Source organism: Stenotrophomonas sp. 22LJNL06-5-1 (genome assembly GCF_056861455.1).
On record NZ_JBSPUE010000001.1, the window covers coordinates 1,068,655 to 1,080,429 of the forward strand.

General features: G+C 66.8%; 16 protein-coding genes. 9 read left to right on the forward strand and 7 right to left on the reverse strand.

The window, feature by feature from the left end; all coding sequences use genetic code 11:
* Window positions 1-10: 10 nt before the first annotated feature.
* Window positions 11-274: a hypothetical protein gene (locus tag AC13GF_RS04960; protein WP_005407925.1), complete on the forward strand. Its 264-nt coding sequence runs from the start codon at window positions 11-13 to the stop codon at window positions 272-274.
* An 82-nt stretch (window positions 275-356) separates the two neighbouring features.
* Here AC13GF_RS04960 and AC13GF_RS04965 read toward each other — a convergent pair whose 3' ends face one another.
* Window positions 357-647 (reverse strand): DUF3247 family protein, encoded by a 291-nt coding sequence (locus AC13GF_RS04965; protein ID WP_483003553.1) that lies wholly within the window; start codon window positions 645-647, stop codon window positions 357-359.
* Window positions 648-690: 43 nt separating this feature from the next.
* Window positions 691-2,679 carry a hybrid sensor histidine kinase/response regulator gene (locus AC13GF_RS04970; RefSeq protein ID WP_126928776.1) on the reverse strand — a complete coding sequence of 663 codons (1,989 nt, stop codon included), beginning with the start codon at window positions 2,677-2,679 and terminating at the stop codon, window positions 691-693.
* A 244-nt stretch (window positions 2,680-2,923) separates the two neighbouring features.
* Here AC13GF_RS04970 and AC13GF_RS04975 point away from each other — a divergent pair, with 244 nt between their 5' ends.
* The gene (locus AC13GF_RS04975; protein WP_010484117.1) at window positions 2,924-3,487 is read left to right on the forward strand and encodes a DUF3016 domain-containing protein; all 564 of its coding nucleotides are present in this window, start codon (window positions 2,924-2,926) and stop codon (window positions 3,485-3,487) included.
* A gap of 89 nt (window positions 3,488-3,576) precedes the next feature.
* Here the strand turns inward: AC13GF_RS04975 and alr are convergent, their stop codons facing one another.
* Together alr and AC13GF_RS04985 are read right to left on the reverse strand one after the other, a co-directional pair.
* Window positions 3,577-4,644 carry an alanine racemase gene (gene alr, locus AC13GF_RS04980; protein WP_483003555.1) on the reverse strand — a complete coding sequence of 356 codons (1,068 nt, stop codon included), beginning with the start codon at window positions 4,642-4,644 and terminating at the stop codon, window positions 3,577-3,579.
* Window positions 4,623-5,927 (reverse strand): D-amino acid dehydrogenase, encoded by a 1,305-nt coding sequence (locus tag AC13GF_RS04985; RefSeq protein WP_010484119.1) that lies wholly within the window; start codon window positions 5,925-5,927, stop codon window positions 4,623-4,625. The genes alr and AC13GF_RS04985 overlap by 22 nt, the downstream gene beginning before the upstream one ends.
* 149 nt (window positions 5,928-6,076) lie before the next feature.
* Here AC13GF_RS04985 and AC13GF_RS04990 point away from each other — a divergent pair, with 149 nt between their 5' ends.
* Window positions 6,077-6,556, forward strand: coding sequence for a winged helix-turn-helix transcriptional regulator (locus AC13GF_RS04990; protein ID WP_005407919.1), 480 nt, complete (start codon window positions 6,077-6,079; stop codon window positions 6,554-6,556).
* Window positions 6,557-6,611: 55 nt separating this feature from the next.
* On the opposite strand, the gene AC13GF_RS04995 is transcribed toward AC13GF_RS04990, so the two are convergent.
* Entirely contained in the window at window positions 6,612-6,791 is a 180-nt protein-coding gene (locus AC13GF_RS04995; RefSeq protein WP_483003557.1) for a lana protein, read from the reverse strand.
* A gap of 144 nt (window positions 6,792-6,935) precedes the next feature.
* On the reverse strand, window positions 6,936-7,313 hold the full coding sequence (locus AC13GF_RS05000; RefSeq protein WP_483003559.1) for a classical arabinogalactan protein 4: 378 nt from the start codon (window positions 7,311-7,313) through the stop codon (window positions 6,936-6,938).
* A 140-nt stretch (window positions 7,314-7,453) separates the two neighbouring features.
* On the opposite strand from AC13GF_RS05000, the gene msrB reads away from it, so the two are divergent.
* The 5 genes from msrB to AC13GF_RS05025 all read left to right on the forward strand — a co-directional run bounded on the left by msrB (window position 7,454) and on the right by AC13GF_RS05025 (window position 10,714).
* Entirely contained in the window at window positions 7,454-7,921 is a 468-nt protein-coding gene (gene msrB / locus AC13GF_RS05005) for a peptide-methionine (R)-S-oxide reductase MsrB (RefSeq protein ID WP_005412124.1), read from the forward strand.
* A gap of 91 nt (window positions 7,922-8,012) precedes the next feature.
* Window positions 8,013-8,867 (forward strand): flagellar motor stator protein MotA, encoded by an 855-nt coding sequence (motA, locus tag AC13GF_RS05010; protein ID WP_483003560.1) that lies wholly within the window; start codon window positions 8,013-8,015, stop codon window positions 8,865-8,867.
* A gap of 3 nt (window positions 8,868-8,870) precedes the next feature.
* Window positions 8,871-9,809, forward strand: a complete 939-nt coding sequence (gene motB, locus AC13GF_RS05015) for a flagellar motor protein MotB (protein ID WP_483003561.1) — start codon at window positions 8,871-8,873, stop codon at window positions 9,807-9,809.
* Between the two features lie 127 nt (window positions 9,810-9,936).
* Window positions 9,937-10,425: a hypothetical protein gene (locus tag AC13GF_RS05020; protein ID WP_412704845.1), complete on the forward strand. Its 489-nt coding sequence runs from the start codon at window positions 9,937-9,939 to the stop codon at window positions 10,423-10,425.
* A 13-nt stretch (window positions 10,426-10,438) separates the two neighbouring features.
* Window positions 10,439-10,714, forward strand: a complete 276-nt coding sequence (locus AC13GF_RS05025) for a DUF4031 domain-containing protein (protein WP_126928767.1) — start codon at window positions 10,439-10,441, stop codon at window positions 10,712-10,714.
* A 166-nt stretch (window positions 10,715-10,880) separates the two neighbouring features.
* On the opposite strand, the gene AC13GF_RS05030 is transcribed toward AC13GF_RS05025, so the two are convergent.
* Window positions 10,881-11,423: a DUF6630 family protein gene (locus tag AC13GF_RS05030; protein WP_005407911.1), complete on the reverse strand. Its 543-nt coding sequence runs from the start codon at window positions 11,421-11,423 to the stop codon at window positions 10,881-10,883.
* Between the two features lie 90 nt (window positions 11,424-11,513).
* Between AC13GF_RS05030 and AC13GF_RS05035 the strand changes: the two genes are divergently transcribed.
* Window positions 11,514-11,762, forward strand: coding sequence for a DUF3297 family protein (locus AC13GF_RS05035; protein ID WP_012509930.1), 249 nt, complete (start codon window positions 11,514-11,516; stop codon window positions 11,760-11,762).
* Window positions 11,763-11,775 lie beyond the last annotated feature (13 nt).

The window sequence follows — 11,775 nt, forward strand, 5'->3', positions numbered from 1 at the left end:
GAGAACCTGCATGCGAGCCTTGTTCGTCGGTGGCGTGGTCGACAACAGTGAAATGGACCTGGAAGGCAGCCATCCGCCCGTGCATTACCCCGAGGATACCGGCGGCGGCCACTCGCGCTACCGGCTGCACCAGGTCGGCCATGGTGCCGACGGCAGCGTGGCCTATGCGGTGTATGGCGCGCCGGACCTGGCCGACGACGAGGTGGCGAGGGTCGCAGAGGAGCGCGCGTACGCACGCCGGTTCGAAGCGACGCCGACCTTGTTCGAGCACTGAGCGCAGCAGCCACGCATGGCGTGGCGCTACTGCAACCTCTGGTAGATCCACGCCAAGCGGGGATGGGCCCGGCAGGTTGCCGTCAGACCCTCGGCGGCAACCTGCGGATGCTGGCGATCTCATCCAGCCACACATGGTGCTGCTGCACCGGTGTGTCGTAGTCATCCAGGCGCAGCTGGCCGTTGCTGCCTTCGTCGCCTGCTTCGTTGCGGTATTGCTGCACGGTCGGTTTCACCGCCACGGTGCCAAGCAGGTGGCGACCATCGTGCAGGGTCAGTTGCACCTGCGTTTCGCCTTCCAGCTGCGGCAGCAGGGCTTCCAGGCGCGCGATCTGCGCCGGGGCGGTATGGATGCGGGGAGCTGTACGGGACATCGGCGACCTCCTGCGTGCAGGGTCGCCGATCGGCCGTGAATGCTCAGTGCAGCGCGCTGTCCGCGCGTGGCACCTGCACCTTGCGTACCGCAGCCACCAGCTGGGCCACCGAGTACGGTTTGGCGACATGTTCCTGGAAGCCTGACGCCAGCGCTCGGCGCCGGTCATCGGCACGTGCCAGCGCGGTCACGGCAACCGCCGGCAGGGTCATCGCATCCACGCCCATGTCCTCGCGCAGCGTGCGCACCAGGCCATAGCCATCCATGCCCGGCATGCCGATGTCGGTCAGCATCACGTGGTACTGCAGGTGGCCGGTATCGGCCAGCAGCGCCAGCGCTTCACCGGCCGAGCTGGCGGCCGACACGCTCGCGCCCTGCTCTTCCAGCATGCGCCGCAGGTACTCCAGCACTTCCGGCTGGTCTTCCACCGCCAGCACGTGCATGCCACGCAGCGGATACGGTTCGACGATCACCGGCTCCAGGATCGGCCCGCTGATCACTTCGCGCAGTGGCCGCCGTTCGGCATCGGGAATGTGCTGCGGCAAACGCACGGTGAAGGTGGCGCCGTGGCCATGGCCTTCGCTGGCAGCGGTGACGGTACCGCCATGCAGTTCGACCAGCTGCTGCACGATGGCCAGGCCCAGGCCGAGGCCGCCATGGCGTCGGGTGGTGGTGCCATCGGCCTGGCGGAAGCGGCTGAACAGATGATTGAGGAATTCGGGCGCGATGCCGTCGCCGGTGTCGCGCACGGTGATCACCCAGTGGTTGCCGTCGGCCTGCAGCTGCAGGTCGATGCGGCCTTCGGCCGGGGTGAACTTGATCGCATTCGACAGCAGGTTCCACATCACCTGCTGCAGGCGGGTGGCATCGCCCAGCACCAGGCTGGGCTGCTCCGGCAGCAGCAGGCTCACGTCCAGCGCCTTGCCCTCGGCGACCAGCTCCTGCGCGCCGATGGCTTCGCCCAGCAGGTCGCGCAGGTCCAGTATCTCTACCTCCAGCTGCACCTTGCCCAGCAGCATGCTGCTGAGGTCGAGCATGTCCGAGATCAGCCGCTTCTGCGCACCGGCGCTGTTGGCGATCACGTTCAGGCCCTTGTACAGCGGGCTGGTGTTGTCCACGCGCTGCAGGAGCAGCTCGCTCCAGCCGAGGATGGTGGTCAGCGGCGTACGCAGTTCATGCGACAGCGTGGCCAGGAATTCGTCCTTCAGCCGCGCCATGTTCTCGGCGGCGCTGCGCGCGGCACGCTCGGACTGCAGCAGCTCCTCGCGCGCCAGTTCGATCTCGCGGCGTTCGGTCACGTCCGGGCTGCTGCCGGCCAGGCCGATGAAGCGGCCCATCCGCGAGAAGCGCGGGCGTGCGTTCATCTCCAGCCAGCGCCACTCGCCATCGGCGCGTCGGGCCCGCACCAGCGCATGCATCGACCGCTGCGCCTTCAGTGCTTCCTGCAGTTCGTACTCGAACACCGATGCATCGTCCGGATGCACCAGGCCGCGCCAGACATCTTCCGGCACGCGTGTTTCGTCACCGCCGAAGAACTCACTGAAAGCGCTGTTGACGAAACGGGCATGGCCGCGCTCGTCGAGCACCCACACCGGCATCGGCAGGCCGTCGGCCAGCGCACTGAAGCGGGCTTCGCTTTCGCCCAGCTCCACTTCCATCTGCTTGCGTGCGGTGATGTCGAAGAACAGGATGCCGACCTTGTCTTCGCCCGGACGGCCCACGCGCACCGCATCCACCGCGAACGAGCGGCCCAGCGCACGCGCTTCCATCTCGAACTGGGCCGGGCGGCCACTGCGCGCGACTTCGCCGTAGATGCGGAACCAGTCTTCCTCATGGCCCGGTTCCAGCGCCGTCATGCGCTGGCCACGCGCGTCCTTCAAGCCGGTGTGGCGCTCGAACGCATCGTTGACCTCGATGAAACGGTAGTCCACTGCGCGATCGCCCTCGAACAGCACCTGGATCACGCAGAAACCGGCGTTGATGCGCTCAAGCACGCCATGATGCAGGTCGGGTTCGGGCGCTGGCACCATCATCGGTGGGCGCTCCACGAGGGGCGGCAGTGTGGACAAGGGCGTCTGTGCAGGCCGGATTGGAAGCACAGCATCTTCCAAAGCGCGTATTCACAGCGTCAAGCGTCGTCAGTCATGGTTGACGTCGATGAATTGGCGGCAACCACCCTTGCGCACGACGCAATCGGCCATTGCGGTGGCCCGGCCACAGGATCACACTCGATCTGTGATCAACATCGTCCCCAGCGCGGGGACGCAGGAGACCGTCATGAAACGCTCACTCGCGATTGCCCTGCTGGCAGGCGCCCTGGTGGCGGGCGGCGCCAACGCTGCACCGCGTACCGTGACCGATGCGGACGCGCCGCGCGCGTTGCAGGCCGATGGCCCGGTCAGCGTGAAATGGGAGGATCCGGCCAAATTCACCGAGATCCGCCAGAGCACCAACCGGTTTGAGGCCGAACGCGGTGACTGGGTACAGCAGCTGGCCCGCTACCTGCAGACCACCGCTGCCAAGCCACTGCAGCCAGGGCAGACCCTCGATGTGACCCTGGTGGACATCAAGCGTGCCGGTGACTACGAGCCGTGGCACGGCCCGCGTGGCCGCGACATCCGGATCATGCGCGACATCTATCCGCCGCGGATCAGCCTGCAGTACACGTTGAAGGACGCCAGCGGCCGTATCGTCAGCGAGGGCGATGCGCGCCTCAGCGATACCGGCTACCTGCACAACCTGGGGCTCAAGAGCGACAGTGATCCGCTGCGCTACGAGAAGCGCCTGATCGATGACTGGGTCAAGCGCCAGCTGGCCAGCCAGGCCACCGCTGCGCGTTAGGCCCCTCGGTAGGTGTCGACCTTGGTCGACACGCATTACACGGTGCCGACCCAGGTCGGCCGCTACCGAAGCCGAGCGTGGGCTCGGCGCTACACGTACACCTTCGCCACGCGCTTGACCGCGCACGGCAGCTGGTACGCGCTCACGCCGCAGCGCGGCGCCAGTTCGGACAGCGTCGGCGCTGAACCCCACAGTTCCACCACGCTGCCGATGCCGGCCTGCGCATGCGCGGTCAGGTCCACGGTCAGCATGTCCATCGACACGCGGCCGATCAGGGCTCCCGGCTGGCCGTCGATCAGCACCGGGGTGCCATTCGGGGCGAACTGCGGATAACCGTCGGCATAGCCGAGCGCGACCACACCCACGCGGGTGCGCGCCTTGGCCACGAAGCGCGCGCCATACCCCACCGGCTCACCCGCCTCGATCCAGCGCTCGGCGATCACCTTCGACTGCATCGTCATCACCTGGCGCAGGCGCTCGGTCAGCGTGGTGTTGTCCGGCAACGGATTGGCGCCGTACAGCATCAGGCCCGGGCGCACCCAGTCGCTGCGTACATCCGGCCAGCCCAGCAGCGCCGGCGAATTGCACACGCTGGTCTCGCCCTCCAGGCCGTCGATGGCCCGCGCGAAGGTCGCCGCCTGTTCGTGGGTGCGTTCGCTGTCCAGCTCATCGGCGCGCGCCAGGTGGGTCATCAGCACGATGCGCTCGACCTGCGGCAGCGCCGACAGGCGTGCATGCGCGGCACGGAAGCTGTCCACGTCCAGGCCGAGGCGATGCATGCCACTGTCCAGCTTCAGCCACACCGTCAACGGGCGCGGGCTGTCGAAGGCAGCAACGGCCTCCAGTTGCCACGGCGAACCGACGGCGAACCAGAAGTCATGCTCGGCCACCAGCGCCATGTCGCTGGGCTCAAAGATGCCTTCCAGCAGCAGGATCGGCGCACGGATGCCGGCCTGGCGCAGTTCCAGTGCCTCTTCGATGGTGGCCACGCCGAAACCATCGGCCTCGCCTTCCAGCGCCTGCGCACAGCGCACCGCGCCATGGCCGTAGGCATCGGCCTTGATGATCGCCAGGGCCTTGCCACCGCCCAGTTCACGGGCCAGCCGGTAGTTGCTGCGCAGGGCGCCCAGATCGATCAGCGCGCGGGCAGGACGCATGTGCGGTTCTCTTGTTGCGGCGCGTGACCGTACTGGCCGTAGCGGAAAATATCCAGGCCTTCGGTGCTGATCTGCGGCTGGCGCGCGCTCATCAGGTCGGCCAGGTAGCGGCCCGAGCCGCAGGCCATGGTCCAGCCCAGCGTGCCGTGGCCGGTGTTGAGGTACAGATTGCGGAACGGCGTGGCGCCGATCACCGGCGTACCGTCCGGCGTGGCCGGGCGCAGGCCGGTCCAGAACTGCGCGCGCGACAGGTCACCGCCCTTCGGGTAGAGGTCGCTGACCACCAGCTCCAGGGTCTCGCGGCGGCGCTGCGACAGCGACAGGTCGAAGCCGGCCACTTCGGCCATGCCACCGACGCGGATGCGGTCATCGAAACGGGTCACCGCCACCTTGTAGCTCTCATCGAGGATGGTCGAGGTCGGCGCCATCGCCGGGTCGGTGATCGGCAGGGTCAGCGAGTAGCCCTTCAGCGGGTACACCGGCAGGCGCATGCCCAGCGATGCGACCAGCGCCGGCGAATAGCTGCCGAGCGCGACCACGAAGCGGTCGGCGGTTTCCAGCTTGCCGTCGATGCGCACGCCGGTGATGCGGTCGCCATCGACCTCCAGGCCGGTGATGTCCTGGTCGAAGCGGAACTCGACACCGGCATCCACGCACATCTGCGCCAGGCGGCGGGTGAACAGCTGGCAGTCGCCGGTCTGGTCACGCGGCAGGCGCAGCGCGCCGACCAGGCCATCGACATGGGCCAGGGCCGGTTCGGCCTGGATGATGCCGGCGCGGTCCAGCACCTCGTACGGCACGCCGTACTGGGCCAGGATCTCGATGTCCTGCGCCGAGGCATCCAGCTGCTGCTGGGTGCGGAACAACTGAGTCGTGCCCAGGTCGCGGCCTTCGAATTCGATGCCGATCTGCGCGCGCAGTTCGTTCAGGCAGTCGCGGCTGTACTCGGACATGCGCACCATGCGCGCCTTGTTGATCGCGTAGCGCTCATGCGTGCAGTTGCGCAGCATCTGCCACAGCCAGCGGTACTGGGCCAGGTCCATGCCCGGCTTGATCGCCAGCGGCGCGTGCTTCTCGAACAGCCAGCCGATGGCCTTCTTCGGCACGCCCGGGGCCGCCCACGGCGAGGTGTAGCCGAACGACAGCTGGCCGGCATTGGCGAAGCTGGTTTCCAGCGCCGGTCCGGGTTGGCGGTCGATGACCGTGACTTCAAACCCGGCCTGTCGCAGGTACCAGGCACTGGTGGTGCCGATCACGCCGCTGCCGAGAACTAGGACTCGCATGGGACTTCTCCAACCCGATCATTCCCTGCACTGGAGCGTGCCGGGACCATAATTGGGGAAGTATAGACAGCCATTCCCAGTTGATTTGCCTGTTTTGAAATCAACCGGCAGGATGTTCTCCTGCAATTCATTCCCCAAGGTTGACGGCCATGGCCACCCGTACCCGCGAACTGGACAAGATCGACCGCAAGATCCTGCGCATCCTGCAGGCCGAGGGCCGTATCTCCTTCACCGAGCTTGGCGAGCGGGTCGGCCTGTCGACCACCCCGTGCACCGAGCGCGTGCGTCGATTGGAGCGCGAAGGGGTGATCACCGGCTACCACGCCCACCTCGACCCGGCCGCAGTGAAGGCCAGCCTGCTGGTGTTCGTGGAGATCAGCCTGGCCTACAAGTCCGGCGACATCTTCGAGGAGTTCCGGCGTGCGGCCCTGAAGCTGCCGAACGTGCTGGAGTGTCATCTGGTGTCGGGCGACTTCGATTACCTGCTGAAAGCACGGATCAGTGAAATGGCCTCCTACCGCAAGCTCCTCGGCAGCACGTTGCTGACACTGCCGCACGTACGTGAGTCGAAGAGCTACATCGTGATGGAAGAGGTGAAGGAAACGCTGAGCCTGCCGATTCCGGATTGAGGCGGTTGCAGGATGGGGTCAGAGCCCGCCATGCGGGATCCGACCCCGGAGTCCGTCAACGCTGCTGCGGATTTTTCTGCGAGCGCTGTTCCTGCTGCTTGCCGCCCTTGTGCGGCTGCTGCGGGTCCATCTGCTGTTGCTGCTGTTGCTGCTGCGGGTTACGGCCCTGCGGTTCCTTGCCGGGATGACGGTTCTGCTGGTTTTTCATGATCGCGATCCAGTGGACGAAGGACATGCGGCGGCGGAATGCCGGCGCAGGGCCACGGTGGTCCCGGAACGGTTAATCGCAGGCGAAAAAGCAGTGATCGCCAGGAAGCTGTTTTCGTGCGTTCAGCCCGCACGGCTCGCAGTAGCTGCCAACCTTGTCTGGCACCAGAGGTCAGCGCTTGATCTGCTGGCCATCGCCGGCCGGCACGCTGTCGTAATAGCGGCCGGTGCGCGAGTCGAACACGCGGTTCGGGCCGGCCGGGCGCACCCCGGGAACGATGCGGCCATTGCGGTCATAGACCTTGTCGGCCGGCTTCGGGACCGGCGCCGGCGCGGCCTGGGCCGGACCGGTGGACTTGATCGGCTGTGCCGGCTGCGGCGAGGGCAGTACCTGCGGCTGCGGGCGCGCAGCCTGTGGCGGCGGCACCACCGGTTGCGGTGCCACGGTGGTGGCACTGCGGGTGGCGGTCGGGCTCGACGACGTCGGTACCTGGGCCTGCGCGATCAGGGGCAGCAGGGCCATCAACAGCAGGGAAAGGGTCGGTTTCATGTCACGCTCCGGCGTGGATCGCATTCACCTTGCGCCTGCACCTGTGTGCCGGCCATGAACGGCCATCACACTTGCAAGCACGCGCCGGCACCCCCACGTTTTCCGGCATCCCCAGGCCATCGACCCCACGGAGCGCCGCCATGACCGCCTTCGACCTGACGCCCCCCACTGCCACCCAGACCGAGGCGCTGGTCGCCGGCCTCAGCAGCGAGGAACGCCGCGTGCTGCTGCAGCACGGCACCGAGGCGCCGTTCTGCGGCGTATTCCTCGACAACAAGCGCGAGGGCGTCTACTGCTGCCGGCTGTGCGCGCTGCCGTTGTTCCGCTCCAGCACCAAGTTCGATTCCGGCACCGGCTGGCCCAGCTTCTTCGCGCCGTTCGACCCGGCGCACGTGCGCGAGATCCGCGATACCAGCCACGGCATGGTCCGCACCGAGATCACCTGCGCGCGCTGCGGCAGCCACCTGGGCCACGTGTTTCCGGACGGTCCACCGCCCACCTACGAGCGCCACTGCCTGAACTCCGTCTCACTTTCGTTCACCGGCAATGGCGAGCCCTGGCCCGATCCATTGCAGCGTGGCGGTGCGGAAAGCGGTGTGGCGGGCTGAAACACCCCGCTGACCGATTTCACAGAATTCCCTCTTCAGAAATCCGGGCGATGGGCCGACAAGGAGATATCCCCTCTCCTTGCGTCGCCCCATGCTCATCATCGTTGGATTCCTGATCGTCATCATCAGCGTGCTCGGGGGCTACCTCGGGGCCCACGGACGCCTGGGTGCCCTCTGGCAGCCCTACGAGCTGGTCATCATCGGCGGCGCCGCGCTCGGCGCCTTCCTGGTCGGTACCCCGGCCAAGACGGTCAAGCAGACCCTGCAGGCCATGGTCGGCGTGTTCAAGGGCCCGCGCTACAAGCAGCAGGACTACATCGATGTCCTCAGCCTGCTCTATGAACTGCTCAACAAGGCCCGCCGCGAAGGCTTCATGGCACTGGAAGACCATGTCGAGCGCCCGGCCGAGAGCGCGCTGTTCGGCAACTACCCCAAGGTGCAGGCCGACCACCACCTGATCGACTTCATCACCGACTGCCTGCGCCTGATGATCGGCAGCAACATCGAGCCGCACGAGCTGGAACCGCTGCTGGAACTGGAACTGGAAAAGCACCACGCCGAGGCGATGGCACCGTCGCAGGTGATGAACAAGGTCGCCGACGGATTGCCCGGTTTCGGCATCGTGGCGGCAGTGCTGGGCATCGTCATCACCATGGGCTCGATCGGCGGCGACATCGTCGAAGTGGGTGGCCACGTGGCCGGCGCGCTGGTCGGCACCTTCCTCGGCATCCTGCTGGGCTACGGTTTCGTCGGCCCGATGGCGGCCGCGATGGAGGCCCGCGCCGAGCAGGACAGCCGCATCTACGAATCGGTGAAGACCGCCCTGCTGGCCTGCCTGCGCGGCTACAACCCGAAGATCGCGCTGGAATTCGCCCGCAAGACGCTGCCGTCGAACGTGCGCCCGGCCTTCTCCGATTTCGAGCAGCACCTGAAGACGGTCAAGTAAGCCATGGCCGAGACCAAGCCCACCGTCATCGTCCGCCGGGTCAAGAAGGCCGGCCACGCCGCCCATCATGGCGGTTCGTGGAAGGTGGCCTATGCCGACTTCGTAACTGCGATGATGGCGTTCTTCCTGGTGCTGTGGCTGATGGCCACCACCAACAAGAACGACCGTGCGGCCATTTCCGAGTACTTCCGCAACCCCAGCCCGCTGAGCGGACAGAACGCCACGCCGGCCCCCGGCATGGCCGGCCCGGGCGGCGCCAGCACCTCGATGATCAAACTCGGCGGTGCCACCGACATCTCGCGGGGCAGCAGCAACGATCCCTTCCAGAACCAGAAGGAAGCGGTGCCGCAGCCGGTGGACCAGCAGCAGCGCGACAAGCAGCAGCTGGAAGCGCTGATGAAGGAGCTGCAGGAAGCGATCAGCAGGAGCCAGGCACTGGAGCCGTTCAAGGACCAGCTGCTGCTGGACCTGACCCCGGAAGGCCTGCGCATCCAGATCGTGGACAAGCAGAACCGGCCGATGTTCGACCTCGGCAGCGCCACGCTGAAGCCGTACACGCAGCAGATCCTGCACGAGCTGGCCGAGTACCTGAACCACGTGCCGAACCGGATCAGCCTGACCGGCCATACCGACATCACCGCCTATTCCGCCGCGCGCGGTTACGGCAACTGGGAACTGAGCGCCGATCGTGCCAATGCCGCACGCCGCGCACTGGTGGACGGCGGCCTGGAGGACAGCAAGATCACCCGCGTGGTCGGCCTGTCTTCGTCGGTGCTGTTCGACAAGGGCGACCCGCAGAACCCGATCAACCGCCGCATCAGCATCGTGGTGATGACCCAGGCCGCCGAAGCGGCCGCACTGGCCGGTGCCGGCCCGCAGGTGGGGCTGTCGGCGCCCAGCGCCGACCCGGACGTGCAGGCTGCACAGGGGCCTGCAAAGTAAACGGTGGGTGCGGACCTTGGTCCGCACATCCGGGAAAGCGTGCGGACCAAGGTCCGCACGCACCAGGGGCATCACCCGGCGCACCCGCTACAATGGCGGTCTTTCCGTTTCCAGGTGACCCCACCCCATGTCCCAGAACTCCAAGGCCAAGCGCGACAAGCGCAAGAAGCAGCAGGCCAAGCGCCCGTTCCTCCGCCTGAACGCCCAGCAGCAGGTGCAGAACCATGCCGTGCTGACCAGTGAAGACGGCCAGGTGGTCGCGGCCATCGGTCTGCAGGGCCGTGAGTGGCTGCTGGCCATCGGCGGCCAGACCATGGGCAACGCCGAAAACCCGGTGCCGATGCTGGCCATGCTCAAGCACCTGGCCAACGTGCAGGAGAAGGAAGGCCGCAAGGTCAACCTGGAGTACTCCGAACTGCTGCAGAAGCTGCTGGATACCCTGGCGGCCGAATCCGAGCAGACCGCTGACGAGTACCTGGACAAGCTGGTCGCCGAGTTCGAAGGCGTCGACGCTGCTGAAGGCGAGGAAGGCGAAGCCGCCGAGGGCGACGTGGCCGAAGACGCCGCTGCCGAGGCCGCTCCGGCCGCTGACAGCGACAGCAAGCCGCAGGCCTGAACCGGCCGCGGCGGTGACGGTCTACGTTGATGACGCGGTGCATCCCTGGCGCGGACAGCGCTGGGCGCACCTGATGGCCGACACCCTGGCCGAGCTGCACGCGATGGCGGCGCAGCTCGGCATTCCCCCGCGGGCCTTCCAGAACAAGGCCAGCGGTGCCCACTACGACGTCACCGCCGAGCTGCGCGCGCAGGCCATCGCGCTCGGTGCGCGGGCGATCTCACGGCACACCGACCGTGACCTGGTCAAAACGGTGATTGCCAACGCCAGGGCGCAGTACCGGCCGTAGGCAGGCGTTGGGGGCTACCGCTTGCTGTGGTGGGTGGGGCTACCACTTTGGGTGGGGCTACCACTTGCTGTGGTGGGTGCGGACCTTGGTCCGCACATCAGGCACAGGGCATGCCAACCAAGGTTGGCATCCACCCACAGGCGGGCTCCGCACCCACCTGCCCTGCTCAGAACGGGTCGCTGCCCAGGCGGATTTCCACGTTCAGCAGCGAGCACAGCGCCAGCATCGCGTCGTCGTCGCGGGTCAGCGCCATCACGCCGGTGAAGCCGTCGCTGCCGGCATCCACGCTCCACAGCGTGTAGTTGTGCTCGCGCAGGCGGTCGAAGGCGGTGGACATCAGCTGCACGCCGTCCAGGTCTTCGGCGAAGTCCTCGTCATCCAGGTCGCCGCCCCAGTCCAGCTGCAGGTTGAAGCGCGCCGACAGCTCGTTCACCGCCGACTGCAGCGATTCCAGATCATCACGTTCCACCTCGAAACCGGACTGCCAGGCGATGGCCGTGAACAGGGCCGGCAGCCAGTCGCTGTCCGCTTCCAGCGGCTGCCCGTCCTCGGCCAGGTGCTCGCGCCAGCGGTTGAACTGCTGCAGGGCCAGCTCTTCGTCGCCCGGGTTGATCAGCACCAGCAGGTTCCAGACCCGCGCCTCGAAGCCGTCTTCGTCGAAGTCGTGGATGTCTTCCTCGAAGTCGAAATAGTCGCTGTTGTCGGGCATGGCGGAACTTCCTCTGGGGCAGGCCGGCATTCTACGGTTTATCCTGTGCCGCTGAAGCCGGCCTTGGTGGCCGTCACTGTGAATGAAGCGATGAGCGATACCCCTCCCGACCACCTGGCAATCAACCCGGCCAGCCCCTTCCATGATGCGCAGGCGCTGGAGCGCGGCGTTGGCGTGCGTTTCAACGACGTCGAGCGCGACAACGTCGAGGAATACTCGGTCAGCGAAGGCTGGATCCGCGTTCAGGCCGGCAAGGCCCGCGACCGCCGCGGCAACCCGATGACCATCAAGGTCAAGGGCAAGGTCGAGGCGTATTTCCTGGAAACGAAGCCGGAGTAAGCACGGCTTCCGG